This window comes from Herbaspirillum aquaticum (assembly GCF_002213425.1).
GTDB lineage: Bacteria > Pseudomonadota > Gammaproteobacteria > Burkholderiales > Burkholderiaceae_D > Herbaspirillum > Herbaspirillum aquaticum.
This window is the reverse complement of record NZ_NJGV01000025.1, coordinates 71,787-98,491: the sequence shown is the minus strand read 5'-3', so window position 1 is coordinate 98,491 and position 26,705 is coordinate 71,787. Positions and strand designations below refer to the sequence as shown.

The window sequence follows — 26,705 nt, the reverse complement described above, 5'->3', positions numbered from 1 at the left end:
CTGTTCGTGTCACAGGCCGCGCTCAATCTGCTGCATTTTTCTGCGGCTCTCTTTCCACTTGATACACGTCAATGCCCCCGGGGGGCTTGCCCCGTAAGCTCGCATTGAACAGTACTCAACAAAGTGGGGAGAGTTTCGTGAGCAAAGAAAATAGCTACAACTACACGGTTGTGCGCCAATTCACCGTGGCGACCATCCTGTGGGGCGTAGTCGGTATGCTGGTCGGTGTGATCATCGCCGCCCAGCTGGCATGGCCCGAATTGAACATGGGGATTCCCTGGCTGAGCTTCGGCCGGCTACGTCCCTTGCATACCAACGCAGTGATCTTTGCCTTCGGCGGCTGCGCGCTGATGGCAACCTCGTATTACGTCGTGCAGCGCACCTGCCAGGTGCGGCTGTTCTCCGACTTCCTGGCGGCCTTCACCTTCTGGGGCTGGCAGCTGGTGATCCTCGGTGCGGCCATCACGCTGCCGATGGGACTGACCCGCGGCAAGGAATATGCCGAGCTGGAATGGCCCATCACCATCCTGATCGCCGTCGTCTGGGTGGCCTACGCCGTGGTGTTCTTCGGCACCCTCATCAAGCGCAAGGTCAAGCACATCTACGTGGCAAACTGGTTCTACGGCGCCTTCATCATCGCCGTGGCCATCCTGCACATCGTCAACGGCATGACCATGCCGGCCACGCTGACCAAGTCGTACTCGATGTACAGCGGTGCGCAGGATGCCATGATCCAGTGGTGGTACGGCCACAACGCGGTGGGCTTCTTCCTGACCGCCGGCTTCCTGGGCATGATGTATTACTTCATCCCCAAGCAGGTCAACCGTCCGGTGTATTCGTACCGCCTGTCGATCGTGCACTTCTGGGCCCTGATCTTCACCTACATGTGGGCCGGTCCGCACCACCTGCACTACACCGCATTGCCTGACTGGACCCAGTCGCTGGGCATGGTGTTCTCGCTGATCCTGCTGGCACCGTCCTGGGGCGGCATGATCAACGGCATGATGACCATGTCGGGCGCCTGGCACCAGCTGCGTACCGATCCCATCCTGAAGTTCCTGGTGGTGTCGCTGTCCTTCTACGGCATGTCTACCTTCGAAGGTCCGATGATGGCCATCAAGACCGTCAACGCCTTGTCCCACTACACCGACTGGACCATCGGCCACGTGCACTCCGGTGCCCTGGGCTGGGTCGGCTTCGTCACCATGGGGGCGATGTATTACCTGATCCCGCGCCTGTCGGGCAAGACCGAGATGTGGAGCAAGGATCTGATCGAGATCCACTTCTGGGTCGCCACCATTGGCATCGTGCTCTACATCGCTGCAATGTGGATCGCCGGCGTGATGCAAGGCCTGATGTGGCGCGCGGTCAATGCCGACGGCACCCTGACCTACAGCTTCGTCGAAGGCGTCAAGGCAACCTACCCGTATTACATCATTCGTCTGATGGGCGGCCTGATGTACCTGTCCGGCATGCTGGTGATGGCCTACAACACCTGGCGCACCATGCGCGGCACCGAACTGGCTGTCGCACCGATTCCTGCCGTGACCAACGCTGCGCACTGATTGGGGGAAAGTATGAAGTTTTCGCATGAATGGATTGAGAAGAACCCCTGGCTGCTCATTGGCCTGGTGCTGCTGGTGGTCAGTGTGGGTGGCCTGGCCGAGATCGTGCCGCTGTTCTTCCAGAAATCGACCACTGAACCGATCGCCGGCCTCAAGCCCTACTCGGCCCTGCGCCTGGCTGGCCGCGACGTGTACATCCGCGAGGGCTGCTACAACTGCCACTCGCAGATGATCCGCCCGCTGCGCGCCGAGACCGAACGTTATGGCCACTACTCGGTGGCCGGTGAGTCGGTCTACGACCACCCCTTCCAGTGGGGTTCCAAGCGTACCGGTCCAGACCTGGCCCGCGTCGGTGCCCGCTACAGCGATGAATGGCATCGCGCTCACCTGCACAACCCGCGCGACGTGGTACCGGAGTCCAACATGCCGGCCTACCCGTGGCTGGAGCAGGCCAAGCTGGACAACTACGACATCGTCTCGCGCATGAAGGCATTGAAGCGCATCGGCGACCCGTACACAGAAGAAGACATCAAGAATGCCCCGGCAGAACTGGCCGGCAAGACCGAACAGGATGCGTTGATCGCCTACCTGCAAGGCCTGGGTATCCTGATCAAGGCGGAGAGATAAGACCATGATTGAAATGTTGACCGACCCACGCAGCCTGATCACGCTGATCAGCTTCATCACCTTTGTCGGCATCCTGTGGTGGACCTATGTCGGCCACAAGCCCGCTGATTTCACGCAAGCCGAAATGATCCCCTTCGCCGATGGCGACATCGGCCAGCCCGCCGCCAGCAGCGACAAGGAGGTGCGCCATGGCTGATTTCACCAATGGTTTCTGGAACATCTGGATCATCGTCCTGACCGTGCTGGGCATCGCCGGTTGCGCGCTGCTGCTGTGGCAGCAGTCCAGCTGGAAGGTCAAGAAGGGCGACCAGCCGGTTGCCGGCTCGACCACCGGCCACGTCTGGGACGACGACCTGACCGAACTGAACAACCCGCTGCCGCGCTGGTGGATGTGGCTGTTCTATATCACCATCATCTTCTCGGTGGGCTACCTGATCGCCTACCCGGGCCTGGGCAACCTGCCCGGTACCTTGGGCTGGCGTTCCACCGGCGAGCATGATGCCGACGTCAAGCAGGCCGAAGCCAAGTACGGACCGCTCTTCGACAGCTACCTCAAGAAGGACCTGAAGGTAGTGGCCGCTGATCCGCAGGCCCATGCCATCGGCGAGCGCCTGTTCCTGACCTACTGCGCGCAGTGCCACGGTTCGGATGCGCGCGGCAACAAGGGCTTCCCCAACCTGACTGACAACGACTGGCTGCATGGCGGCACGCCCGAGATCATCAAGGAAACCATCCTCAAGGGCCGTCACGGCGTCATGCCGCCCATGGCTGCTGCGGTGGGGACGGACAAGGATGTCGACAACGTCGCCAACTATGTGTTGAGCCTGTCCAATTCCGCCCATGATCCGATCAAGGCCGAGCTGGGCAAGTCCAAGTTCGCCGCCTGCATGGCCTGCCACGGCCCTGGCGGAGTGGGCAACCAGGCCCTGGGCGCGCCCAACCTGTCGGACAAGATCTGGCTCTACGGCGGCAGCATCGACACCATCAAGGAAACCATCAACAAGGGCCGCGACAACACCATGCCGGCGTTTGGCGAATTCCTCGGTGAACCCAAGGTGCACGTGCTGGCGGCCTATGTCTGGAGCTTGTCCAACAAGCCCAGCAATGCCGAGGCCAAGTAGGCTCCGATGAGCAGTTGAACCCGCGCCGGGGCCGACGCAGTCGCAGAACTGCGCGGCCCCGGCGTTCTTCGTGATGGCCATATCGGCCGCGCCCGGCCAAGGGGCGCATGACAGAGAGTGAAAGCAGAGCAGGCAAGACCATGAACAAGGCCGCAATGACACCCAGGCAGGGCAAGGAAGGGGACCCGCCACCCGAGGCAGGAACGCAGCAGGATGTGCCGAAGAAGGAGGGCAAGGATGAATATGCCGTCGTTCGGATGTATGCCGCACGTGAACAGATCTACCCGCGCGAGATCCAGGGACGCTTTGCCAGCCTGCGCTGGCTGTGCGTGTTCCTGACGCAGCTCGTGTTCTACGGCCTGCCGTGGATCAACTGGAACGAGCGCCAGGCCGTACTGTTCGACCTGGCCTCGCGCAAGTTCTACCTGTTTGGCCTGGTGCTGTGGCCGCAAGACTTCATCTGGCTGGCCGCGCTGCTGATCATCTGCGCCTTCAGCCTGTTCCTCTTCACCGCCATCGCCGGCCGCGTCTGGTGCGGATATGCCTGCCCGCAGACGGTCTACACCGAGATCTTCCTGTGGATCGAACGCCGCATCGAGGGCAACCGCAGCGCCCGCATGCGCCTGGACCGCCAGCCCTGGTCGTTCGACAAGCTCTGGCGCAAGTCCGCCAAGCACCTGGCCTGGGGCAGCCTGGCGCTGTGGACCGGCATCAGCTTCGTCGGCTACTTCTCTCCCATCCGCGAGCTGCTGCCGGAAATCGGCCAGTTCGCGCTGGGTCCGTGGGAGAGCTTCTGGATCGTCTTCTACGCCTTTGCCACCTACGGCAATGCCGGCTGGATGCGCGAGCAGGTGTGCAAGTACATGTGCCCCTATGCCCGCTTCCAGAGCGCCATGTTCGACCGCGACTCGCTGGTCATCACCTATGACAACGCCCGTGGCGAACCGCGCATGCCGGCGGCCAAGGCGGCCAAGCTGCAGGAAGGCCGCAAGGCGGGGGATTGCATCGATTGCACCATGTGTGTCCAGGTCTGCCCGACCGGGATCGATATCCGCCAGGGGCTGCAATACATGTGCATCGGCTGTGCAGCCTGCGTGGACGCCTGCGACAGCGTCATGGACAAGATCGACCGCCCGCGCGGCCTGATCCGCTATTCCACCGAGAACGCCATCGAGCAGGGCTTCTCGACGCCGGAGATCCGCCGTCGCTTGTTCCGCCCGCGCATCCTGATCTACACCGCCATCCTGGGCGCCGTAATCGCGCTGTTCCTCGGTTCGCTGGTGGTGCGTACGCCGCTGAAGCTGGATGTGATCCGCGATCGCGGTTCCATGGGCCGCGAGGTCGAGGACGGCATCATCGAAAACGTCTACCGCTTGCAAGTCATCAATACCGATGAGCGTGGCCATCGTTATCGCATCAGTGCGAGCGGCATCGACGGACTGAGCGTTGATCCGTCCGGCCCCATCGAACTGGCCGCTACCCAGACCCTGATGGTACCGGTGCGGGTGAGGGCACCGCATGGGGCAGGTGAATCCGGCTCCAACAAGATTCATATCGAATTGCAGGCCGAGGACCAGCCCGCGCTGCATGTCAGCGAGAAGGCGGTGTTCCTGGTGCCGCGCCGCTGACCGCGTGCAGGCGCCACAGGTCACATGAACTTAACGTCATATCGAGAGGAAACCATGCAAACCATCTCCCCCAAGCTTGGCAACAGCGCTCCCTGGTACCGTCATCGCTGGCCCTGGCTGCTGATGTCCGGCCCGGCCGTGGTGGTGGTGGCGGGGATCTTTACCGCCTGGCTGGCCATCTCGCGCGCCGATGCCCTGGTGGCTGACGATTACTACAAGCAAGGCAAGGCCATCAACAAGGACTTGCGCCGCGATCATGAGGCGCAGCGCCTGGGCGCGGCCATCGGCATCGCCTATGACCCGGCCGCCGCTGTACTGCGCGGCCGCCTGCAGATGCGCCAGATGCCTGCCGCCGGCGAAGAGGGCCAGACGCTGGTCCTGAACCTGGTGCACCCGACCCAGCCGGCCAAGGACCGCACGTTGTTGGTGCGTCCGTCCGCTGACGGCAGCTTCTCGGTACCGCTGGCGGAGATGGAACAGGCGCGCTGGCGTCTGGTGGCCGAGGATGGCAGCCACAGCTGGCGCCTGCACGGGGCCTGGGTGTGGCCGCAACAGCGCAGCATCGAAATGAATGCGGAGGCCTACGCACCGGCCGAATAATGCGCTAAGCTGGAGTGAAGCCGGCTTCAAGACCGGCCATCTTCGGATGAAACTTCATGCGTCAAGGAGACAGCCATGCGCAAACAGCAACGCAATCTCGCCATCGTGGTCTGGGTGGCTTTCCTGATGGCCATCGCGGCCGAAGGCGTGTTCTTTTCCCTGTTCAATCCCGAGGAGCTGGCCATGGCGTCCGGCCGGGAATGGGAAGCGCTGGGTGCCTATACCGTAGGTTTCTTCTGTTTCTGGGGAAGTTTTGCCGCCTGCGGCCTGCTGGCCGTGCGGCTGACGCGGGCACTGCCGAGAGAGCGCTTGCGTCATTACGTCCAGGGCTGAGCGCCCCGGAGCGTATCAATCAACACTGAGCTGAGCTGGGTTGGTTGGCTTGAGTGCGTTTGAGCGGACTTGAAACCGGTGCTGTTGCCCGGTTTCAAGCCTTTGATCGTTAAACGGATCAGGTGCTCGCACGCGCCGCCGCTGTGGCCGCCGGTGCCGGCGTGCAGGCATCGACGCCGGCAGCCAGGCGCTTGAGTGCGGCCAGGTCCACCACCTCTACATCGCGCTGTTCCACCGCCAGCAGGCCCTGCTTGCGGAACTTGGAAATCAGGCGGCTGATGCTCTCGATGGTCAGGCCCAGGTAGTTGCCGACGTCCTGGCGCGTCATGCGCAGCTGGAAGCGCGTCGAGGAATAGCCGCGTGCAGCATAACGTGAAGACAGATTCACCAGGAAGGCGGCAAAACGCTGCTCCGCACGCATGTTCCCCAGCAGCATGATGACGTTCTGTTCGCTGGTGATTTCGTGGCTCATCATGCGGTGGAAATGCCGCAGCAAATGCGGGATCTGGCCGAACAGCTGTTCCAGGCGGGCGAACGGGATCTCGCAGACCTCGCTGTCCTGCAGGGCCACCGCATCGCACTGATGCTGCTCGGTGCTGATGGCATCCATGCCCAACAGTTCGCCAGGCATCTGGAAACCGGTGATCTGGCGGTCGCCGTCGAGGTTTTCCTGATAAGTCTTGAAGTGGCCCACGCGCACTGCATAGAGGGCGGTGAAGCGGTCGCCGATACGGTACAGGAAGTCATCGCGGGCAACCTTGCGGCGGCCGATGATCTTGTCCAGGCGTTTCATGTCGGATTCATCCAGGCCCATGGGCAGGCACAGCTGGTGCATGCCGCAAGCGGTGCAGCTGCGCAGTGCAGAGCTGGCGGCCGCTTCGCGCGCGGCGGTCAGCGGCGAGCATTGGGTCAGGGGAGCGGCGCCATTGTTGGCAGCGGCGAGCGAAGTGGAGTGGCAAGGCTGGTTCATACGATGTTCCCGGCGGACTTGTGGCAATCGAATGACTCGATTTTAAGTGCGCGGAACGTGATAGGAAGCACAGTATTCCCGAATCAGACGGCATTTCTTGTCTCAGATCAAACTTGGTCCAAGTAAGCGCCCGAAAGGGCGGGCAGGGCTGCCGTGCGATGGCGGATTTCACCGAAAAACATCAGAACTGACAGCCAATGACAACGGCTGACAGTGTGGAAGAGAAGCGGCCTTGATGGGGGAAAGTGGGCGGTATCGCGGGGTTACCGGGGACCCGCGAATGCCCTTCCATGCGACCGTCTTGTTATTGAAACTTCAGCGTCTTCGTGGCTGCCTGAATGGAGCGGCCATGGCTCCTGCTCAGGCTTCTGCCGTGGGCTTGCTCATCTCCGGCAAGGGCAGCGGGGTGCTGGTCGGGCGGCCACGATAGTCGGTCCAGCACAGGCGCTTGAAGTCGTAGAGCTTGCAGCGGCGCGCGGTATCGAAATACCAGCGCCAGGAGAAGCGCTGGATCACGATGCGGCCGGGCAGCATGGTTTCCAGTTTCTTCTGCGCTTGTTTCAGGCGATACAGCGGCACGCTCATGTCCACGTGGTGCGCGGTGTGTTCCATGATGTGATGCAGCAGCGAACCCCAGTAGCGGCCAAAGGTCAGGTGCACGGTGGTGGAGACGAAGGGTTGCGCAGCAGCCCAGGTGATCTTGTCTTCATACCAGGCCACCGAGGTATGCGTATGGTGCACATACACCACGAAGCCGATCATGGCCTTCCAGAACAGCAGCGGAATCGCAAAGCCGGTCACCAGCAGGGTCCAGAACGATTGTTCGGTCGCCTGCGCCGCCCAAGCCAGGCCGGCGATCCAGACGGCGGCCACGGCGGTCACCAGTACGCCATCCCACATGAATTCGGCGCGGCGGGTGGGCATCTGCTTCTTCGAGGGGAAGTACATGCGCTTCCACCACATGTCGATCATGTAGTACAGGCCGGGGCCGAAGCCGCTGCGGTAGATGCGCTCCAGGCGCTGTCTCCAGCGCGGCAGGGCGCGGAACTCTTCCAGCGAGCGCGGCTGCCAGACGAAATCAAAACCCTTCAGGTTGGTATAGCCGTGGTGCACCACATTGTGGCCGACCGCCCACAGGCTATAGGGCGTGAGCGAAGGCATGAACAGCAGGCGGCCCAGCCAGGTGTTGAGCTTGCGGCTGGGTGTGAAGGCCTGGTGGCAGGCATCGTGGCCGAGGATGAACAGGCGCCCGATGATGAAGCCATTGACCACGCCCAGCGCGATCTTGGCCAGCAGCCAGGGGGCCCAGACGATGGCCGCCAGGCTGGCGCCGAACAGGCAGAAGTCCAGCACCGACAGCGCCAGGGCGATGGCCGTGCTGCGCTGGCTGATGGGGATCACCCAGGAGCGGATGATCTTGCGATGGGGCATCGGCGCGCCGGGCGCGACCGGGGTATTGGGGTGCGAAGTCGTCGACATCGTAATTACCTCTTCCTACTATCAAACGGTGGACAGGCGGAGCATGCCGCAGGAGACTGCTCCAGCTAACGCTGCAAAGGCGGATGGCATTGCAAGGAATGGCGGCCGGAAAACCGGTGGCGGGGACGTTAGCGCGGATCCCAAAAAACAACGCGACCGGTCATCATGGATGACGGATCGCGCCGTTTGGGTGCGGCAAGAATACCTTAGAAACGGTAACCCACGCCAACGCCGATGAGCCACGGGTCGATCTTGACGTTGCTGACCTTGGTGCCGGAAGCGGTCTTGACGTCGCTGGAGATCTGCACCTTCTTGATGTCGAAGTTGATCAGCCAGTTCTTGTTGATCTTGTAGTCGGCACCGATCTGCAGGGCGCCACCGACGCTGCTGCTGTCCAGTTGCAGGCCGTTGGCCAGGTTCACGCTGGAGATGCGGGTGTAGTTGATACCGGCACCGACGTAGGGGCTGAAGGCCGCTTCAGGCATGAAGTGGTATTGCAGCGTCAGGGTCGGCGGCAGGTGCTTGAAGGTACCGATCTTGTTGCCGTCCAGGCGCACGTCCTGCTTTTGCGGATAGGTCAGCACCAGTTCGGCAGCGATGTTCGGGGTGAAGAAGTAGCTGACGTCGAACTCGGGGATCACCTTGTTGTTGATGCTGATGCGGTCCGAGGCGCCGGTGCCGCCGACCTGGTCGGACTTGTTATCCGGGCTCAGGTTGACGGCGCGCACGCGCACCAGCCACGGGCTTTGCGCTTCTTGCGCGAACACGGGAGCAGCAGCGAACGAGGAAGCCAGGGCGGCTACGGCGGCAGTAAGGGTGACGATTTTTTTCACGGTGTTTTACCTGTCGAGTGAGGATGTCCGAAAGGTACGCGTGAAGCTTTCTGCAGGCTTTGATGCCGATCAAGCGCGTGGCCACATGGGGCGAAAATGCCTTCGCCAGCGGGAACTTGCCGCGCAAAAGCGACACAAGCCCGGCCTGCAGGAACAGGCTCGGGCTTGGTGTGGAGCGTGGCAGCGACAAGGGGCGCTGCCTGGATATCCGCCTGGTCCAGGGGAGTCCGCTTACTCCTTGTAACGCGCTTCGCGGGCCAGCTTGGTCAGGTTTTCCGGATCTTCGAAAGCCTTGTAATAAGCGTTCAGTGCCGGTGCGCCGCCGAGGTGGGCGTACAATACGCGCTGGCCCTTGAAATGGCCTTTCTTGGCCATGTCGATCAAGCCATCGATGGATTTTCCTTCATACACCGGATCGGTCAGCATGGCTTCCATCTCGGCGGCGGTGCGGATGGCGGCGATGGTCTGCTCGCTCGGCAGGCCGTAGGCCGGGCCGCTGTAGTCGGGGATGATCTCGATGTCGGCGTCGCGCACCACCACACGCTTGCCGCCCTTGGCGGCGATCAGCTCGCTGGTGTCGTTGGCGATCTTGGTGACGGCGCGGCGGGTCATGGCTTCGTCATCGGCGGTGTCGATGCCGATCACGCGGCGGCGCTTTTCCTGGGCGGCGAAACCGACCACCATGCCAGCCTGGGTGGAACCGGTACAGGTCGCCACCACGATGTTGTCGAAGAAGATGCCCAGCTGCTGTTCCTGCATCGCCACTTCATCGGCGAAGTTGGCATAGCCCAGGCCGCCCAGCGGGTGGTCCGACGCACCGGCCGGAATCGCATAGGGCTTGCCGCCCTTGGCGCGCACTTCTTCCAGGGCGCGGGCCCAGGTGTCCTTCTCGGTGGTGGAGTAGCCATAGCCGCCCATGATCGGGTTGCCGCCCATGATGCGGGTCAAGAGGATGTTGCCGACCTTGTCGTAGACCGGGTCATCCCATTCCAGCCAGGTTTCCTGCACGGTATAGGACTTCATGCCCACGGCGGCGGCGGCTGCGCAGACCTGGCGCGTATGGTTGGACTGGATGTTGCCGATCGAGACCAGGGTGTCGCAGCCCTTGGCCAGGGCATCGGCCACCAGCCATTCAAGCTTGCGGATCTTGTTGCCGCCAAAGGCCAGGCCCGAGGAGACGTCATCGCGCTTGGCCCACACTTCCACGCCCAGCATGGCGGACAAGCGCTCCAGCTTGTGGATGGGGGAAGGGAAGAAGCCCAGGGTCTTGCGAGGGAAGAGTTTGTCGAGTGCCAGCATGGAGTGCTCCGGTTCAGGTGGATGGTCGAAAGGGGTCCGAATCTGGTCCGATTCATGGTGAATCGCCGGGATCAACTTTACGCCGGAGGATTTAAATGGTGCTTCCGAATTTATGGCATGATTCGTGATGAAAAAGCGATATAAATTATTTCATGCAAAGAAAATTGCGATAAAACTGAATTCAGAGAAAGATTCATCATGTCACTGGACCGCATGGACAAGCGCATCCTCAAGGCGCTGCAGAAGGACGGCCGCATCGGCAATGCCGAGCTGGCCAAGAAGCTCGGCATGAGCGCCACGGCCTGCTGGAACCACACCAAACGGCTGATGGACGAAGGTTATGTGAAGGAAGTGCGGGCCATCCTCGACCCCGAGAAACTGGGACTGCCGGTGCTGGTGACGGTGGGCGTGGTATTGGACCGTTCCACCCCTGAAAGCTTCGCCGAGTTCGAGAAAGCGGTGCGCGAGATCGCTGCCGTGCAGGAGTGCCTGCTGCTGGCCGGCGAATTCGATTACTGGATCAAGCTGCGCGTGAAGGACCTGCAGGCCTTCAATCGCCTGCACGCCAATACGCTGCTGCGGCTACCGGGCGTGCGGCAGTTGCGTTCATTCTTCGTGCTCAACGAGGTGAAGAACAATCCGGAACTCGTGGTGGAATGACGACGCTGCGTTCTTGTCCTGACCATCCTATACTGCAACTTTTGCATTCACCCTCAAGGATCTGCTGATGACCACTTCTGCTCCTGCCACCCTGCGCGGACTCTATCCTCCCATCGAACCGCATGACCACGGCCTGCTTGATGTCGGCGACGGTCACCAGGTCTACTGGGAAGTCTGCGGCAACCCCAAGGGCAAGCCGGTGGTGTTCCTGCACGGCGGCCCCGGTGGTGGTTGCGGCCCTTCGCATCGCCGACTTTTCAATCCGGAGAAATACCGCATCGTCCTGTTCGACCAGCGCGGCTGTGGCCGCTCGCGGCCGCATGCCAACCTCGATGCCAACACCACCTGGGACCTGGTGGCCGACATCGAACGCCTGCGCGAACTGCTGGGCATCGAGCGCTGGCAGGTCTTCGGCGGCTCCTGGGGTAGCACGCTGGCGCTGGCCTATGCACAGACCCATCCGCAACGCGTGACCGAACTGGTCTTGCGCGGCATCTTCCTGTTGCGCCAGGCCGAGCTGGATTGGTACTACCAGGAGGGGGCTTCGTGGATGGTGCCGGATCGCTGGGACGAATTCCTGGCCCCGATCCCGGCGGCCGAGCGCGGCAACCTGGTGCATGCCTATCGCAAGCGCCTCACCGGCGACGACGAGGCGGCCAAACTGCAGGCCGCGCGGGCCTGGAGCCGCTGGGAGGCCAGCACCATCACCCTGGTGGCCGATGAAGGCCTGATCGATTCCTTCAACGATGCGCAATTCGCGCTGGCCTTTGCGCGCATCGAGAACCACTACTTCTTCAACAAGGGGTTCATGGAGGAGGGCCAGTTGCTGGCCAATGCCTCGCGCCTGGAAGGCATTCCCGGCGTGATCGTGCAAGGCCGCTACGACCTGGCCACCCCGGCCAAGTCGGCGTGGGACCTGCACCAGGCCTGGCCCGGTTCGCAATTGCACCTGATCGACAGCGCAGGGCACGCCTACAACGAACCCGGCATCCTCGACCAGCTGATCGCGGCCACCGATCGATTCGCCGAACTGTGATGCTTTTGCGCTGAACGCGGCCAGCGATCTGGCCGCACAGCCTGCCTGACGCTCCCCTTTGCGGGAGCGTTTTTTTTATGCCTGTTCGGTCGTTTCAGCTTTTCTTGCGGCTGCGTTTGGCGGGCAGCTCATCCGTTGTTGCGGCGGGCAGCGGTGCATTTGAGGAAACCACCTCTTCCAATTCAGCCAACCGATGGTTGAGCTTGCCCAATACAGTGGTCAGCGCCGCGATTTCTTTTTCGTTCAAGGCAGCGAACAGTCCGTCGATGAAGGTTTTTTTCACCGGCTCCGAGGCCCGCAGCACTTCTTTGCCCGACGCTGTCAAAGCGATGTATTTGACCCGGCGGTCAGTGGTGTCGCCAGTGCGCTGGACCAGTCCATCGCGTTCCAGGGCATCGATGGCCTCGGTGATGGTGCGCGGCGCGAAGCCAAAGGCCGTCGCCAGGTCCGCCGCGCGCACCGGGCTGTTGCGCTCGATGTGGCCGAGCATCTTGTTGCGCGCCAATGAGGCGCCTTCGCCGGCCATGAGCTTGTCCAGCGTTCGGTGCGAGCGGATGTAGAAGTCGCGCAGGGCCTCGGCGGCACTGCTGCTGTCATCGTTTGTAAAGCCTGTAGACATGATTTTTCCAGATACCATATCATATGGTACCTCATTAATTTCCCCGTTCGGTTGGGGAAAGCTGTATTGACCCCGTATTGCCACTGTATTGGTGCTGGCGTGTGAAGTGTATTGCCCGTCATCAACACAGTTCAGCCAGTGTATTGATTCAGTTTGCAGCCCTCCGCGCCCAGATATTAGGATAAAAAAGATGACAGACGCCACACCCAGCAGCACATCCAGCAATACAGAAGCCAGTCCTTCCCAGCCGGATGCCTCCACCACCGGCAGCAACAAGAACACCGCTCCCAAGAAACGCATGAGTCCGCGGGCCCGCTTCATCCTGCGTGCGCTGGGCTTGCTGGTGCTGCTGATCGTGGCGGCCTGGGTGCTGTACTACCAGTTCCGCGGCAAGTACCTGGAGAGCACCAACGACGCCTTCGTCCAAGCCGACAGCGTGACGGTGTCCTCCAAGGTCACCGGCTATGTCGACCAGGTACTGGTGGCGGACAACCAGATCGTCAAGGCCGGCCAGCCCTTGGTGCGCATCGATGCGCGCGATTATTCCGCCCAGGCCGCCCAGGCCAAAGCCCAGATCGACGCCGCCAGCGCCAGCGAGGAAGCCGCCAATGCCCAACTGGCCGAACAGCAGGCCGCCATTGCACAGGCCAAGGCGCAACTGGCCTCCGCCGACGAAGATGCCCGATTCGCCACCGCCGAAGTGGAACGCTACACGCCCTTGGCCGCCTCCGGTGCCGAAACCCGTGAACGCCTGACCACCTTGCGCAACCAGCAGGCCCAGGCGCGCAGCACGGTCGCCGCACGCCGCGCCGCGCTGGATGCCGCACAGCTGCGGGTGCGCTCGCTGCAGGCCCAGGTGCGCCAGGCCCAGGCCCAGGGCGAGACGGCCAAGGCGCAATACGACGCCGCCAGTGTCAACCTCGGCTATACCGAAATCCGCGCCGCCGTCGACGGCCGCATCGGTGACAAGCAGGTCCGTGTCGGCCAGTTCGTCTCGCCCGGCACGCGCATGATGACCGTGGTTCCGACTCGTTTCTACGTCTCGGCCAATTTCAAGGAAACCCAGATCGGCATCATGCGCATTGGCCAGCCCGCGATCATCAAGGTCGATGCCTTGCCGGGCGTGGAATTCCACGGCCATGTGGAAAGCCTCTCGCCGGGCACCGGCGCCCAGTTCTCGCTGCTGCCGCCGCAGAATGCCACCGGCAACTTCACCAAGATCGTCCAGCGCGTCCCCGTGCGCGTGGCCGTCGATGCCACGCCGGAAGAAACCCGCGCCTTCGTGGCGGGCCTGTCGGTGACGGTGGAAGTCAACACCATCGCGGCCAAGGATGAACTGCGTGCGCTGCGCGAGCGCAACAGCGAGAGCAACGCCACCCGCAAGGAGCCACAGTGAGCAGCGCCGCCCCCGCCAAGCCCGCAGGGCAGGGCGCCCAGCCGGAAAAGGCCGACGCCGCCGCCTGGCTGGCGGTGGCCGCAGGCACGCTGGGCGCGCTCATGGCCACGCTGGACATCTCCATCGTCAATTCCTCCCTGCCCACCATCCAGGGCGAAATCGGTGCCTCAGGCACGGAAGGGACCTGGATCGCCACCGCCTACCTGGTGGCCGAGATCGTCATCATCCCCATGTCGGCCTGGCTGGAACGGCTGCTGGGATTGCGGGTGCTGCTGCTCACTGCCGCCAGCCTCTTCACCTTGTTCTCGGTGCTGTGCGGCCTCTCGACCACGCTGCCGATGATGATCGTGGGCCGGGTGGGGCAGGGTTTCACCGGCGGCGCGCTCATTCCCACGGCCATGACCATCATCGCCACGCGCCTGCCCCGTTCGCAGCAGCCGGTCGGCAATGCCCTGTTCGGCGCTACCGCCATCCTGGGGCCGGTGCTGGGGCCGGTGATGGGTGGCTGGTTGACCGAGAACGTCAGCTGGCACTACGCCTTCTTCATCAACCTGCCAGTGGGGGCGGCCCTGATCACCTTGCTGCTGGTGGCCATTCCCTATGAACGGCCCAAGTTCGAGCAGCTGGCCGAGGCCGACTGGTTCGGTATCGCCGGCCTGGCGCTGGGCCTGGGTGGACTGACGGTGGTCCTGGAGGAAGGCGAGCGCGAGCAGTGGTTTTCCTCGCCCGATATCCGCTGGCTGGCCGCTACCTCCCTGCTCGGCTTCATCCTGCTGGCCATCGGCCAGGTACGTGCGCGCCATCCGGTGATCCAGCTGCGGCTCCTGCGCGACCGCCAGTTCGGGTCAGTGGTGATGATGGCCATGATCGTCGGCGTGGCGCTCTATGGCACGGCTTACGTGATCCCGCAGTTCCTCTCCGGCATCGCCGGCTACAACTCGCTGCAGTCGGGCTGGATCGTGCTGCTCTCGGGCGTGCCGATGATCCTGATGATGCCCTTCACGCCCTTGCTGATGAGGCTGGTGGATATCCGCATTGCCGTGGGCACCGGCTTCCTGCTGCTGGCGACCTCCGCCTTCATTGAGACCGACCTGAGCCCGTTGTCCTATGGCGGATCCTTCGTGGCCTCCCAGCTGATGCGCGGGGTCGGCACGGTGCTGGCGATGCTGTTCCTGAACCAGGCGGCGATCCGCTCGGTGCCGCCGTCGCAGGCAGGGGATGCGTCCGGCCTCTACAGTGCCGCGCGCAATCTCGGTGGCTCGCTGGCGCTGGCGGCCATCGCCGTGATCCAGGACCAGCGGCTGTGGCTGCACAGCCGCCGCCTCGAAGAAAGCCTCAACGCCAATTCCGACCTGGTGCAGTCCGGCATCGCCGCACAAGGCCATCTGCTGGGCGGGCAGGATGTGGCGATCCAGCTCATGGGCGCCACCATCCAGGCGCAGGCGCTGACCATGACCTATGCCGACCTGTTCTGGCTGCTGGGCGTGGCCATCCTCTGCGTGACTCCGCTGGTGCTGTTCCTGCGCCCCTTGCCGACCAATGCCGCACCGGTGGCTTCTCATTGATGATCAACATGGACAAGACTTCCTCTTCCTTCCCGGCCGTGCACCTGATCGCGCTGGCGGCCGCCGCGCTGCTGGCCGGCTGTTCCGCCCTCGGACCGGACTACGCCGGCCCGCCCGATGCCGCCCCGCAAGCGGCGCACACCCAGCACTTCGTGCGCGGCGGCGACAGCGCCAATGCTGCCGCACCGATCAACCAGTGGTGGCAAGGGCTGGGCGACAGCGAACTGGACAGCCTCATCGCGCGCGCCCTGCAAGCCAATCCGAACCTGGGCGTGGCGCGTGCCCGCCTGCAGCAATCGCGTGCTGGCCTGGCGCTGGAACAGGCCAATGCCGCACCCAGCGTCGGTGCCTCGGCCTTGGCCGGGCATGCGCGCCTGCCACCGGCCAACCTGGGCGCGCTGACCGGCGGCTCCAGTTCCGGCAATGGCTCGCCGACCAGCGCCAATCTCTACAGCGTCGGTTTTGACGCCAGCTGGGAGATCGATCTCTTCGGTGCCCGCCGCCGTGCTGTGGAAGCGGCTAGCGCTACCGCTGATGCGGCGCAGGCTACGCTGGCGGATGTGCAGGTGAGCCTGGCCGCTGAGGTGGCCAGTGCCTACATCAGCCTGCGCGAGCGCCAGCTGCGTCTGTCGCTGGGCCAGGAAGCGGTGCAGGCGCAGGAGCAGATGCTGCAGCTGACCGGACAGCGCGTCGAGCGCGGCACGGCCTCTTCGCTGGATCAATTGCGCGTGCAGAACCAGCTTGATGCCAGCCGTGCCGATCTGGTCCCGCTGCAGGCCGAGCGCGATGCCTACCTCAATCAACTGGCCACGCTGCTGGGACAGGAGCCGGGCACGCTGGATGTGGAATTGGCGGCCACTGCCCCGGTGCCGCTGCCGCCGCAGCAGGTGGCGGTGGGGGACCCGGTCTCGCTGCTGCGTCGCCGTCCTGATGTGCGGGCTGCTGAACGCACGCTGGCGGCCGACACGGCCAAGATCGGGCAGGCTGAAGCGGCGCGCTACCCCAGCCTGAAGCTGTTTGGCGTGATCGGGCTGGGTGGAACGCATCCATCTGACCTGACGCGCCTGGATGATTTTGCGGCGCTGGGTGCGCCCATGTTGAGCTGGAATTTCCTCGACTTTGGCCGCGCCAAGGCGCGTGTCACGCAAGCCGAGCGGGTGCGCGACGAGGCCGAGATGAAGTATCGCCAGTCGGTGCTGGAAGCGTTGCGCGATGCCGAGGATGCGCTCTCGCGCTTCCGCTATGGGCGGGTGAGCGTGGCCACCATCGCGCGCACCAAGGTCTCGGCCGACCGTGCGCTGGTGTTGGCGCGGCAGCGTTACCAGGCCGGTACCGGTACGCTGATCGAAGTGCTCGACACCACGCGCCAGCAGATCACGGCGCAGCAGAACCTGTTGCAGGCCGAGGCCAATCTGACCCGCAGTTTTGTAGGGATCCAGAAGGCGCTGGGGTTGGGGTGGTCGGAGGAAGCGCTCTGAAATTTGCTAGCTGACAGGGTTGCTCCGGCTCGTGTCATCTGAATTGATCCTTACCTCCAAATCGCCGCGTGTAGCTATGCATGCGGCGATTTTTTTTCTTCTTTTGTGTGGCACCGTTGCCCAGGTGCGCTAATGATCCTGACTGTCGGGCCAGTCTGCGGGTCTGCGCTTCCTCTTCTCTTCCTCGCGGTCGCGTCTTCTCAGACTCATGAAAACGGACGCTTCTTTTGCTCGATCTGCACCAATAGACAATGACTGAAATGTCATCCTCCCTAAGACAATGCGCCTCTACATAAATCGGTTAAAGCCGGTAGGCAGGGAGGGATAAAACAAGGGTGGAATACAGATTTCAATCTGAAATGGCATCCGCCCAAAATATAGGATGGCAAGATGAAGAAGCAAAATAAACAGACCAAGCGGGTCGAAACGATGTCGCCTGGTGGTCTGCGCAAGCAGAGTCTCTACATAGCCGTAGTGCTGACGCTGGGCCCGGTCCTTAGCATGCCAGCCGGTGCACAGTCCGCACTGTCAGGAACGAACCCGACATTATTTATTACACAAAATACAACCTCATCGGAGACCACTCCGCCTCCAACTAATCCGCCTGCGACTGATCCACCTGCGACTGATCCACCTGCGACTGATCCACCTGCGACGAATCCGCCTCCAACTAATCCGCCTGCGACTGATCCACCTGCGACGAATCCACCTGCGACGAATCCGCCTCCAACTAATCCGCCTGCGACTGATCCACCTGCGACGAATCCACCTGCGACGAATCCGCCAGCGACGAATCCGCCAGCGACGAATCCGCCAGCGACTAATCCGCCAGCGACTAATCCTCCTGCGACTGATCCGCCTACGACGAATCCACCTGCGACGAATCCACCTGCAACTAATCCACCTGCAACTAATCCGCCGGCGACTAATCCACCTGCGACTGATCCGCCGGCGACTAATCCACCTGCGACGAATCCGCCTGCGACTGATCCGCCTGCGATTAGTCCGCCTGTGACTAATCCACCGGTGACGAATCCGCCTGTGACTAATCCGCCTGTGACTAATCCGCCTGCGATTAATCCGCCTGTAACTAATCCGCCGGTGATCAATCCACCTGCGACGAATCCGCCTGCGACTGATCCGCCTGCGATTAGTCCGCCTGTGACTAATGCACCGGTGACGAATCCGCCTGTGACTAATCCACCGGCGACTGATCCGCCTGTGACGAATCCGCCTGCGATTAATCCGCCTGTAACTAATCCACCGGCGACTGATCCGCCTGTGACGAATCCGCCTGCGATTAATCCGCCTGTAACTAATCCACCGGCGACTGATCCGCCTGTGACGAATCCGCCTGCGACTAATCCACCTGCGACCAATCCACCGGTGACCAATCCACCGGTGACGAATCCGCCTGCGATTAATCCGCCTGTAACTAATCCGCCGGTGATCAATCCACCGGCGACTAATCCACCGGCGACTGATCCGCCTGTGACGAATCAGCCTGCGACTAATCCACCTGCGACTAATCCACCGGTGACGAATCCGCCTGCGATTAATCCGCCTGCGACGAATCCGCCTGTCACTAATCCACCGGCGACTGATCCGCCTGCGACTAATCCACCTGCGACTAATCCACCTGCGACTAATCCGCCTGTGACGAATCCGCCTGTGACTAATCCACCTGGGACTACTCCGCCTGTGACTAATCCACCGGTGACTAATCCACCGGTGACGAATCCGCCTGCGATTAATCCGCCTGTGACTACTCCGCCTGCGACGAATCCGCCTGCGACGAATCCGCCTGTGACTAATCCACCGGTGACGAATCCGCCTGCGACGAATCCACCTGCGACGAATCCGCCTGTGACGAATCCGCCTGTGACTAATCCACCGGTGACGAATCCGCCTGCGACGAATCCACCTGCGACGAATCCACCTGTGACTAATCCACCGGTGACGAATCCGCCTGCGACGAATCCACCTGCGACGAATCCGCCTGTGACGAATCCGCCTGTGACGAATCCGCCTGTGACTAATCCACCGGTGACGAATCCGCCTGCGACGAATCCACCTGCGACGAATCCGCCTGTGACGAATCCGCCTGTGACGAATCCGCCTGTGACGAATCCGCCTGCGACGAATCCGCCTGCGACGAATCCACCTGCGACGAATCCACCTGCGACGAATCCGCCTGCGACGAATCCGCCTGCGATTAATCCGCCTGTGACTAATCCACCGGTGACGAATCCGCCTGCGATTAATCCGCCTGTGACTACTCCGCCTGCGACGAATCCACCTGCGACGAATCCGCCTGTGGCTAATTCGCCTGCGATTAATCCGCCTGCGACTAATCCACCTGCGACTAATCCACCAGCGATTAATCCACCGGTGACGAATCCGCCGGCGACTAATCCGTCGACGAGGACGCCGCCTGCGGCTATTCCTGCTGCTGCGAATCCGCACGCTGCAACAGCCCCAACCACACCAGCAGCAGGAACAACGACCACGACATCAGCAAAAACTGCACCGGCAGCCTCAGCTGTTGTACCTGCGGTACCCGTTCCCGTCATCCTTCCATCACCCACCATGATCGCCGCCGCTGCCGCAGCCCCCGTCACCCCGGTGCTCGGCCAGCAGGTCCTGAACCCCTCCAGCCGCGACATGGCTGAAGTTGCTGCTGCGCTGGTTCGCCTGCCCGACGCGACCGCCGTGCAACGCGCCGCCAGCCAGACCTTGCCCAGCAACGTCGGCGACGGTGCCATCCGTGGCAGCATGGCTTCGGTCAATCGCGTCATTGCCACCCGTAACGATGCCGGCAACGTCGGCGCGGGTGTGGGCAGCGGCTTGTCCTCGGGCGAGGCCAGGCGTGATCGCCAGGTCTGGCTCATGCCCTTCGAATCGCGCAGCAACCAGGCCGACCGCAATGGCGAATCAGGCTTCAGTGCCAGCACCTGGGGTATGGCGACCGGTGCCGAAATGGAACTGGAGCACGGACGTATCGGCCTGTCGTACGCCTACGCCAGCACCAGTGCCAAGGGCAACACCACCCTCACCGGGGCCGGTAGCCGCAGCCGCATCGAGTCCAATGTAGTGGCCTTGTACGGCAAGGTTCCGGTGGGCGACCTGTCGCTGGCCTGGCAGGCTGATGTCGGCCGCAACGGCAACCGCCTCTCGCGCGAGATGCGCTTCGGAGGCATCAACCGTACCGCCCGCAGCAACTACCAGGCCTGGGATGCGCATCTGGGTGCAACGCTTTCGTTCTCGCTGCCCTTGAATGAAGCAATGCACCTGGTACCGGCCTTGCAGCTCGACTACACCCGCCTGCAAAGCCCGTCCTACGTGGAGAGCGGGGCAGGAGACCTGAACCTGTCCGTGCAGGGCAAACGCAGCGAGGACCTGTTGCTCGGTACCGGCGCACGGCTGAACTACGCGCTCTCGACGACGTCGCAGATCAGCACCTACCTCGGTGCCAGCTACGATCTCATCAACGGCCGCGATGACCTGGTGGCCACCTATGCGGGGGCACCTGGCCAGTCCTTCACCACGGCCGGGCCCGCCCACTCGCCATGGTTGCTGAAGGCCGGCGTGAGCTATCGCTTCAAGCTGCCGGGTGCGACCGACGTCTCCCTGCGCCTGGACGCCGAAGGCAGGAGTGGCTTCATCAACCATTCGGCCGCCGTGAAGGCCAGCTGGCGTTTCTGATCGATGTACTGAAAAGCTGAAAAGCTGGAACGCGGCCGCTCCTGCAGCGGCCGCGTTGCATTGGCGAACACCCCGTCCACGGCCGCCTGCAGGTCGAGCAGCGGCTTGTTCTTCTTCCTGTCGTCCTTTCATCCGACGCACGAAGCTTCACCTCCCTCCGGCCTGAACAGCACCAAAAGACAATGCACAGAAAGGTCTCCTCCCCCGACAATGCGCCCCTACAAAAGCCGGCCTGAACCGGCACCCAGGGGCGACGACAAGAAGGACGGGGGACGGGGTTTGCCTTCCCGATGACCCGGCCAATTCCAAAAGATCGACCGAGGAAGGGAAGATGAAACACAAGAAGAAGCAGGGCAAATCCGCCTGCCCCATGCCGCCTGCCGGCCTGCGCCAGCACCGTCTATGTGCCGCTGTACTGCTGACCCTGGGCCCGGCCCTGAGCCTGCACGCCGCCGCCCAGAGCTTCGTGAACTACGATGGCAGTACCACCGCCGACTCTGCGGCCGCCCTGGCCAGCTGGACGGGCAACAAGGAATTCCAGACCGATTGGGGACTGGGTGCCATGAATGCCCAGTACGCCTACGCCGCCGGTTTCACCGGCCTGGGCATCAAGCTGGGCGCGGTCGATTCCGGGCTCTTGCTGACCCATGCCGAGTTCGTTACCCGCAACGTCAAAGCCCTGGCCGTCACCGGCACCTACGCCAACGACGGATCACAATTCCAGGATGGAAGACAAGGCTGGAAGGCGGGAGAGTCTTTCAGCACCACCGGCGCACTGAGTTCGCTCAACGACAAGCACGGCAGCCACGTCTCCGGCTCCATCGCGGCGGCCAGGAATGGCACGGGCATCATGGGGGTGGCCTTCGCCAGCGACTACTACATCACCAATACCAACGGCACCGACAGTTCGGTCTATGGCGTGAACATGGACTACAACTACTTCAAGGCCGCCTATGGCAACCTCGCCAGCGCGGGCGTGCGGGCCATCAACAGCAGCTGGGGCAGTCCGGATTCGCGCGATGACTTCGGCAGCATCGGTGGCGTGGCCGCAGCCTACGATCGCCTGCAAGGTGGCAGCAAGAAAACCTGGCTGGATGCCGCCGCCGATGTGGCCAAAGAATCCAACACGCTGATGGTCTGGGCAGCCGGCAATACCGGCAAGGCCAACGTCAATATCCGCTCGGCGTTGCCCTACTTCCGGCTGGAGCTGGAACAGAACTGGATCGCGGTGGCCGCCATCAATGCCAGTTCGGTGCTGCCCAGCTTCTCGAACCAGTGCGGCCTGGCCAGGTACTGGTGCGTCTCCGCGCCCGGTTCGGCCATCACCAGCCTGAACATCACGTCCGACACCGATCTGGTCAACGCCTCCGGCACCTCCATGGCCGCCCCGCACGTGACCGGTGCCTTGGGTCTGCTGATGGAACGCTATCCCACCCTCGACAACCAGGCCATCCGTACCATCCTGCTGACCACCGCCAAGCACCTGGGCAGTGGCGCGGTGGACGTACCCAACGCCATGTTTGGCTGGGGCGTGCCGGACTTGAACAAGGCCTTGAACGGTCCTGGGCAATTGCTGGGCGTCTTCAACGCTAATGTTGCCGCTGGCAGCAGCGATAGCTGGAGCAACGACATCTCCGAAGCTGCGCTGATCCAGCGCAAGAGTGACGACAAGGCGCAATTGGCCGCATGGCAGGCGCTGTCCCCCGCCAGCTTGCAGGCCGCCGTCGACAGCGCCATGGCCAAACTCACGGCCCAGGTCGACAGCGGCTACGATGCCGCCCTGGCGCTGGTGCAGACGCGTGCCCAGCTCAACGCCGTCTACCAGGCCAGCAAGAAAAAGACGGACAACACCGCTTTCCAGAATGCCGACAAGGCAGTGGCTGCCAATGCACTGGCGGCCGCCATTCTGAAGCAGTCCGGCAGTGGCGCCTTGCTGAGCCGGGACCAGCTCCTGGCCTACCTGCAGAAGGTCGACGCCGATACCGTGGCGGCCACCCTGGCGCTGGGCAATTACAACGGCCAGACGGCCTATCTTGCTGCCGTCCAGAAAAAGACCGATGCCGACTACATCGGCAGCCTGGTCAAGAGCGGCGACGGCAGCCTGACACTTTCCGGCAACAACAGCTACTCCGGGGGCACCCGCCTGGAGGGCGGCACCCTGGGCGTGGCGTCTTCCACCGCCCTGGGCTCCGGCGCGCTGGTCATGCTCGACGGCACCCGCCTGCGTGCTGCCGCCGACAATCTCTCCGTGAACAATGCAGTGAGCATCAGCGGCGTGGGCAGCATCGATACGCAGGCGTTCAACTTCACGCTCGGCAGTGGCATTGCCGATGGCAGCACCCGCGGCAGCCTGGTCAAGCAGGGGGAGGGAAGCTTGCGCGTGCTCGGTCCGCTCAGCTACAGCGGCAACACCACCATCACCGCCGGCACATTGAGCGTGCCGGCCTTCAGCCTGGCGGCGGACCAGACCCTGACGGTGGGTGTGGCCAGTGCCACCCAATACGGCAAGCTGGCCGTCACCGGGGCGGCCAGCTTTGCGCCGGACGCGGGCCTGGCCGTGGATGTCTACAAGACCGCCACCCTGGGAGCGGGCCAGACGCTGGCGGGCGTGGTCACGGCCGGCAGCCTCACGGCACCGCGCCTGAATGTCACCGACAATTCGCTGCTGTTCGACTTCAAGCCCTTGGTCTCGGCCACTGCCGTGGACCTCAATATCGTTGACGTGACCAGCATCGGGCAAGTCGCCCAGGCAACGCTGACGCCCGACGCGGCTGCACCGCCGGCCTCTTCCACGCCGGTGTCCCCTACGCCGGTGCCAACCGTACAGGCCACCAACACGCAAGTATCCACGGTACCTGAGCCAACCGTACCGGCAACGAACACGCAGGCATCCACCACACCTGCGCCCGCCGTACCGGCAACGAACACACAGGCATCCAGTACACCTGCACCCGCCGTACCGGCAACGAACACTCAGGTATCCAGTACACCTGCGCCCGCCGTACCGGCAACGAACACGCAGGTATCCAGTACACCCACGCCCGCCGTACCGGCAACGAACACGCAGGTATCCAGTACACCTACGCCCGCCGCTCCGGCAACGAATACGCAGGCATCCAGTACGCCTGCGCCCGCCGTACCGGCAACCAACACACAGGCATCCACGACACCTGCGCCAACTGTACAGGTAACGGGAACGCAGGCATCCACTCCACCGGCACCAGGCGTACAGGCGTCGAGCCCACAGGCGTCTACTCTGCCCGTGCCAACTGTACAGGCAACGGCCCCGGCGGCGGCGACTGTACCGGCGGTCGCCACGCCGGCACCCGTTGCCCCCGCAGCTGCGGCCGCTGCAGTATCCGCAACCCCCGCAACCCCTGCCGCAGTCAAAGCTGCTCCGGCCGCCGCCCCCACAGTGCGCCCCTCGGCAACGCTCATCGCCGCCGCCACGGCCGCTGCGCGGGTAGCGCCGGTGCTGGATCGCCAGATCCGGCAACCCTCCACGGCGGACATGGTCCAGGTGGTCACCGCACTGGGTCGCATGCCCGATCCCGAAAGCCTGCTGCGTGCCGTCAGCCAGACCCTGCCCAGGGACGTCAGCGCCAGTGCCATTCGCGGCACCATGGCTTCCGTCAATCGCGTCATCGCCACCCGCACCGAGACCGGCAACATGGGCGCCGCCGTGGCCGGCAGTGGCTTGTCCTCAGGCGAGGCAGGCAGGGACCGCCAAGTGTGGATCATGCCTTTCGAATCCCGCACCAACCAGGGCGACAGGGGCGGCGAGTCCGGCTTCAGCGCCAGCACCTCGGGCCTGGCCACCGGTGCCGAGATGGAGTTCGACAGCGCACGGGTCGGCCTGTCCTACGCCTATGCCAATACCAATGCCAGCGGCAACACCGCCATCACCGGCACCGGCAGCCGCAGCCGCATCGAATCCAACATGCTGGCCCTCTACGGCAGCCTGCCGCTGGGTGAGCTGTCGCTGGGATGGCAAGCCGACCTGGGCCGCAATGGCAACCGCCTCGATCGCCAGATGCAATTCGGCGGCCTCAATCGCATCGCCAGCAGCCGCTACCAGAGCTGGAATGCGCATGTCGGCACGAACATATCGGTCACGCTGCCCCTGAGTGAAGCAATGAGCCTGGTACCGGCCCTGCAGCTCGATTACACCCGCCTGCAAAGCCCGTCCTACGCCGAGCGCGGGGCAGGGGACCTGGACCTGTCGGTGCAGGGAAAGCGCAGCCAGGCGTTGTTGCTCGGCACGGCGGCGCGCCTGAACTATGCGCTGACGGCATCGTCGCAGCTCAGTACCTACGTGGGTGCCAGCTATGACGTCATCAACGATCGCGATGAGCTCGTGGCCACCTATGCCGGTGCGCCCGGCCAGTCCTTCACCACGCCCGGACCCGCACGTTCGCCCTGGTTGTTGAAGGCCGGTGTGAGTTACCGCTTCAAGCTGGTGGAAGCGGCCGATATCTCCCTGCGCTTCGATGCCGAAGGCCGCAGCGGTTTCATCAACCAGTCGGCGGCGATCAAGGCCAGCTGGCGCTTCTGAGCGATGCGCTGACACGCTGAAAAAACTGAAAGGCAGAGACCACGCGGCCGCTCCTGCAGCGGCCGCGTGGCGTTTACAGGTCCTTGCTCAATTCCGCCACGAGGTAATCCAGGAAGATCTCGACACTGCGCGGCAAGGTCCGTCCGGCCAGGGTCTGTACTTCGACGAAGCGGCCATCGCTGGGGCAATCGCGGATCGGTCGCATGGTCAGTTCACCGCGCTCGATGCGGTAGCGCACGGTGACGTCGCCGGTGATGGAAAGCGCGTCGTTGTCGAGGACGTAGTTGTGCAGCGACTGGATGTAATTGCTGGTCATCACCGGTTCGATCACCATCTGCTGGCGGCTGCAGGCGATGTCGAACAATTGCCGCAGCGTGGTGGTCGGGTCGGGCAGGGCCAGGGGATAGGGTTTGAGCTGGCCCAGCGACACATGGCGAAAACGCGCCAGCGGATGATCATTGCGCATCACCAGCGCAATCGGGCCGGGCTGGCGGTGCACGACCTTGATCTCCGGCTCGGGCAGGCGCGCGAAGGTCAGGCCTATATCGGCATTGCCTTCGCGGACCTGGCGTGACACCACCGCCGGCGCGCCCACGAAGAGCTGGAACACGAAGCCCGGATATTTTTTCTGGAACGCGTTGATCAGGCGCGGCAGGAAATCGATCGCAAAACCTTCCGAGGCCGACAGCCGCACCCGCCCGCTGCGCAAGCCTTTCAAGGCTTGCAGGTCGGCCACCACGCGGTCGGCTTCCAGCGCCATCTTGCGCGCATGCGCGGCCAGCATCTCGCCACCTGCCGAGAGCACCATGCCGCGTGGACGGCGTTCAAAGAGGACGGTATCGAGCGTCTCTTCCAGGCTGCTGATCTGGCGGCTGATGGCCGAGCTGGCCACGTTGAGACGCTGCGAGGCCTCGCTGATGGAACCGCAGCGCACCACTTCGAGAAAGTAGCGCAGCGCGGTGTCTTGCAGTTGCTGAGATTTCATCCGGTAACTCCTTCAATCCTGACCAAGGCTGACCGGCACGTTACCCGGTCGGTGCAAATAATTTCCCGCTTTATTTGGTGCGTGCTTCACGGCTTTGGTGCAATGCGCGCGGGCTGTGCGCGCACTGCGATGCTGCACCTGCTCCACGCCCCGCAGCCCAGCAGCGATGCGGCTTTTGCCAGGGTGGTCTCATTGTGGTGCAGCATTTATGCGTTCTGTATTCGGCAATGCAGGCTTAGAAATTTGATGAT

The 26,705-nt window shown here is 63.2% G+C and carries 20 protein-coding genes; 14 read left to right on the top strand and 6 right to left on the bottom strand.

What is annotated here, in order from left to right; translation table 11 throughout:
* Window positions 1-137: 137 nt before the first annotated feature.
* The 7 genes from ccoN (at window position 138) to CEJ45_RS21195 (ending at window position 5,874) form a co-directional block, all read left to right on the top strand.
* On the top strand, window positions 138-1,565 hold the full coding sequence (gene ccoN, locus CEJ45_RS21225; protein WP_088757045.1) for a cytochrome-c oxidase, cbb3-type subunit I: 1,428 nt from the start codon (window positions 138-140) through the stop codon (window positions 1,563-1,565).
* Between the two features lie 12 nt (window positions 1,566-1,577).
* Complete coding sequence (gene ccoO, locus CEJ45_RS21220) at window positions 1,578-2,192, top strand: cytochrome-c oxidase, cbb3-type subunit II (RefSeq protein WP_039784824.1); 615 nt, start codon at window positions 1,578-1,580, stop codon at window positions 2,190-2,192.
* Window positions 2,193-2,196: 4 nt separating this feature from the next.
* Window positions 2,197-2,388 carry a cbb3-type cytochrome oxidase subunit 3 gene (locus tag CEJ45_RS21215; protein WP_088757044.1) on the top strand — a complete coding sequence of 64 codons (192 nt, stop codon included), beginning with the start codon at window positions 2,197-2,199 and terminating at the stop codon, window positions 2,386-2,388.
* A complete protein-coding gene (gene ccoP, locus CEJ45_RS21210) occupies window positions 2,381-3,313 on the top strand; it encodes a cytochrome-c oxidase, cbb3-type subunit III (protein ID WP_088757043.1) in 933 nt (310 codons plus the stop codon). Before CEJ45_RS21215 ends, ccoP begins: the two co-directional genes overlap by 8 nt.
* 140 nt (window positions 3,314-3,453) lie before the next feature.
* Window positions 3,454-4,941, top strand: a complete 1,488-nt coding sequence (gene ccoG / locus CEJ45_RS21205; protein ID WP_088757042.1) for a cytochrome c oxidase accessory protein CcoG — start codon at window positions 3,454-3,456, stop codon at window positions 4,939-4,941.
* Window positions 4,942-4,995: 54 nt separating this feature from the next.
* On the top strand, window positions 4,996-5,541 hold the full coding sequence (locus tag CEJ45_RS21200; RefSeq protein ID WP_088757041.1) for a FixH family protein: 546 nt from the start codon (window positions 4,996-4,998) through the stop codon (window positions 5,539-5,541).
* 75 nt (window positions 5,542-5,616) lie between these two features.
* The gene (locus CEJ45_RS21195) at window positions 5,617-5,874 is read left to right on the top strand and encodes a hypothetical protein (protein ID WP_088757040.1); all 258 of its coding nucleotides are present in this window, start codon (window positions 5,617-5,619) and stop codon (window positions 5,872-5,874) included.
* Window positions 5,875-5,992: 118 nt separating this feature from the next.
* On the opposite strand, the gene fnr is transcribed toward CEJ45_RS21195, so the two are convergent.
* The 4 genes from fnr to CEJ45_RS21175 all read right to left on the bottom strand — a co-directional run bounded on the left by fnr (window position 5,993) and on the right by CEJ45_RS21175 (window position 10,455).
* Window positions 5,993-6,844 carry a fumarate/nitrate reduction transcriptional regulator Fnr gene (gene fnr, locus CEJ45_RS21190; RefSeq protein ID WP_088757039.1) on the bottom strand — a complete coding sequence of 284 codons (852 nt, stop codon included), beginning with the start codon at window positions 6,842-6,844 and terminating at the stop codon, window positions 5,993-5,995.
* Window positions 6,845-7,204: 360 nt separating this feature from the next.
* A complete protein-coding gene (locus tag CEJ45_RS21185) occupies window positions 7,205-8,323 on the bottom strand; it encodes a fatty acid desaturase (RefSeq protein ID WP_229297080.1) in 1,119 nt (372 codons plus the stop codon).
* Window positions 8,324-8,529: 206 nt separating this feature from the next.
* The gene (locus CEJ45_RS21180; RefSeq protein ID WP_088757037.1) at window positions 8,530-9,156 is read right to left on the bottom strand and encodes an OmpW/AlkL family protein; all 627 of its coding nucleotides are present in this window, start codon (window positions 9,154-9,156) and stop codon (window positions 8,530-8,532) included.
* A gap of 231 nt (window positions 9,157-9,387) precedes the next feature.
* Window positions 9,388-10,455, bottom strand: coding sequence for a 1-aminocyclopropane-1-carboxylate deaminase (locus tag CEJ45_RS21175; RefSeq protein ID WP_008330525.1), 1,068 nt, complete (start codon window positions 10,453-10,455; stop codon window positions 9,388-9,390).
* Window positions 10,456-10,653: 198 nt separating this feature from the next.
* On the opposite strand from CEJ45_RS21175, the gene CEJ45_RS21170 reads away from it, so the two are divergent.
* Both CEJ45_RS21170 and pip read left to right on the top strand, forming a co-directional pair.
* Complete coding sequence (locus CEJ45_RS21170) at window positions 10,654-11,115, top strand: Lrp/AsnC family transcriptional regulator (RefSeq protein WP_017454720.1); 462 nt, start codon at window positions 10,654-10,656, stop codon at window positions 11,113-11,115.
* A 67-nt stretch (window positions 11,116-11,182) separates the two neighbouring features.
* A complete protein-coding gene (gene pip / locus CEJ45_RS21165) occupies window positions 11,183-12,151 on the top strand; it encodes a prolyl aminopeptidase (protein WP_088757036.1) in 969 nt (322 codons plus the stop codon).
* A 94-nt stretch (window positions 12,152-12,245) separates the two neighbouring features.
* Here pip and CEJ45_RS21160 read toward each other — a convergent pair whose 3' ends face one another.
* Window positions 12,246-12,770 carry a MarR family winged helix-turn-helix transcriptional regulator gene (locus tag CEJ45_RS21160; protein ID WP_088757035.1) on the bottom strand — a complete coding sequence of 175 codons (525 nt, stop codon included), beginning with the start codon at window positions 12,768-12,770 and terminating at the stop codon, window positions 12,246-12,248.
* Between the two features lie 190 nt (window positions 12,771-12,960).
* Between CEJ45_RS21160 and CEJ45_RS21155 the strand changes: the two genes are divergently transcribed.
* The 5 genes from CEJ45_RS21155 (at window position 12,961) to CEJ45_RS21135 (ending at window position 25,469) form a co-directional block, all read left to right on the top strand.
* On the top strand, window positions 12,961-14,166 hold the full coding sequence (locus tag CEJ45_RS21155) for an HlyD family secretion protein (RefSeq protein WP_088757034.1): 1,206 nt from the start codon (window positions 12,961-12,963) through the stop codon (window positions 14,164-14,166).
* The gene (locus tag CEJ45_RS21150) at window positions 14,163-15,731 is read left to right on the top strand and encodes an MDR family MFS transporter (protein ID WP_088757033.1); all 1,569 of its coding nucleotides are present in this window, start codon (window positions 14,163-14,165) and stop codon (window positions 15,729-15,731) included. The genes CEJ45_RS21155 and CEJ45_RS21150 overlap by 4 nt, the downstream gene beginning before the upstream one ends.
* On the top strand, window positions 15,731-17,209 hold the full coding sequence (locus CEJ45_RS21145) for an efflux transporter outer membrane subunit (protein ID WP_088757032.1): 1,479 nt from the start codon (window positions 15,731-15,733) through the stop codon (window positions 17,207-17,209). The genes CEJ45_RS21150 and CEJ45_RS21145 overlap by 1 nt, the downstream gene beginning before the upstream one ends.
* Before the next feature lie 2,589 nt (window positions 17,210-19,798).
* On the top strand, window positions 19,799-20,914 hold the full coding sequence (locus CEJ45_RS21140; RefSeq protein ID WP_241517396.1) for an autotransporter outer membrane beta-barrel domain-containing protein: 1,116 nt from the start codon (window positions 19,799-19,801) through the stop codon (window positions 20,912-20,914).
* A gap of 331 nt (window positions 20,915-21,245) precedes the next feature.
* Entirely contained in the window at window positions 21,246-25,469 is a 4,224-nt protein-coding gene (locus CEJ45_RS21135; protein ID WP_088757031.1) for a S8 family serine peptidase, read from the top strand.
* A gap of 73 nt (window positions 25,470-25,542) precedes the next feature.
* Here CEJ45_RS21135 and CEJ45_RS21130 read toward each other — a convergent pair whose 3' ends face one another.
* Window positions 25,543-26,454 (bottom strand): LysR family transcriptional regulator, encoded by a 912-nt coding sequence (locus CEJ45_RS21130; protein WP_088757030.1) that lies wholly within the window; start codon window positions 26,452-26,454, stop codon window positions 25,543-25,545.
* Window positions 26,455-26,705 lie beyond the last annotated feature (251 nt).

What these genes read in the sequence shown, in the direction of transcription:
- CEJ45_RS21160 (WP_088757035.1), bottom strand. Translation starts at nt 12,770, where the DNA reads ATGTCTACAGGCTTTACAAACGATGACAGCAGCAGTGCCGCCGAGGCC.
- CEJ45_RS21175 (WP_008330525.1), bottom strand. Translation starts at nt 10,455, where the DNA reads ATGCTGGCACTCGACAAACTCTTCCCTCGCAAGACCCTGGGCTTCTTC.
- CEJ45_RS21145 (WP_088757032.1), top strand. Translation starts at nt 15,731, where the DNA reads ATGATCAACATGGACAAGACTTCCTCTTCCTTCCCGGCCGTGCACCTG.
- CEJ45_RS21215 (WP_088757044.1), top strand. Translation starts at nt 2,197, where the DNA reads ATGATTGAAATGTTGACCGACCCACGCAGCCTGATCACGCTGATCAGC.
- CEJ45_RS21140 (WP_241517396.1), top strand. Translation starts at nt 19,799, where the DNA reads ATGATCGCCGCCGCTGCCGCAGCCCCCGTCACCCCGGTGCTCGGCCAG.
- CEJ45_RS21130 (WP_088757030.1), bottom strand. Translation starts at nt 26,454, where the DNA reads ATGAAATCTCAGCAACTGCAAGACACCGCGCTGCGCTACTTTCTCGAA.
- ccoO (WP_039784824.1), top strand. Translation starts at nt 1,578, where the DNA reads ATGAAGTTTTCGCATGAATGGATTGAGAAGAACCCCTGGCTGCTCATT.
- CEJ45_RS21200 (WP_088757041.1), top strand. Translation starts at nt 4,996, where the DNA reads ATGCAAACCATCTCCCCCAAGCTTGGCAACAGCGCTCCCTGGTACCGT.
- ccoP (WP_088757043.1), top strand. Translation starts at nt 2,381, where the DNA reads ATGGCTGATTTCACCAATGGTTTCTGGAACATCTGGATCATCGTCCTG.
- CEJ45_RS21170 (WP_017454720.1), top strand. Translation starts at nt 10,654, where the DNA reads ATGTCACTGGACCGCATGGACAAGCGCATCCTCAAGGCGCTGCAGAAG.
- CEJ45_RS21155 (WP_088757034.1), top strand. Translation starts at nt 12,961, where the DNA reads ATGACAGACGCCACACCCAGCAGCACATCCAGCAATACAGAAGCCAGT.
- pip (WP_088757036.1), top strand. Translation starts at nt 11,183, where the DNA reads ATGACCACTTCTGCTCCTGCCACCCTGCGCGGACTCTATCCTCCCATC.
- CEJ45_RS21185 (WP_229297080.1), bottom strand. Translation starts at nt 8,323, where the DNA reads ATGTCGACGACTTCGCACCCCAATACCCCGGTCGCGCCCGGCGCGCCG.
- fnr (WP_088757039.1), bottom strand. Translation starts at nt 6,844, where the DNA reads ATGAACCAGCCTTGCCACTCCACTTCGCTCGCCGCTGCCAACAATGGC.
- CEJ45_RS21135 (WP_088757031.1), top strand. Translation starts at nt 21,246, where the DNA reads ATGAAACACAAGAAGAAGCAGGGCAAATCCGCCTGCCCCATGCCGCCT.
- ccoG (WP_088757042.1), top strand. Translation starts at nt 3,454, where the DNA reads ATGAACAAGGCCGCAATGACACCCAGGCAGGGCAAGGAAGGGGACCCG.
- CEJ45_RS21195 (WP_088757040.1), top strand. Translation starts at nt 5,617, where the DNA reads ATGCGCAAACAGCAACGCAATCTCGCCATCGTGGTCTGGGTGGCTTTC.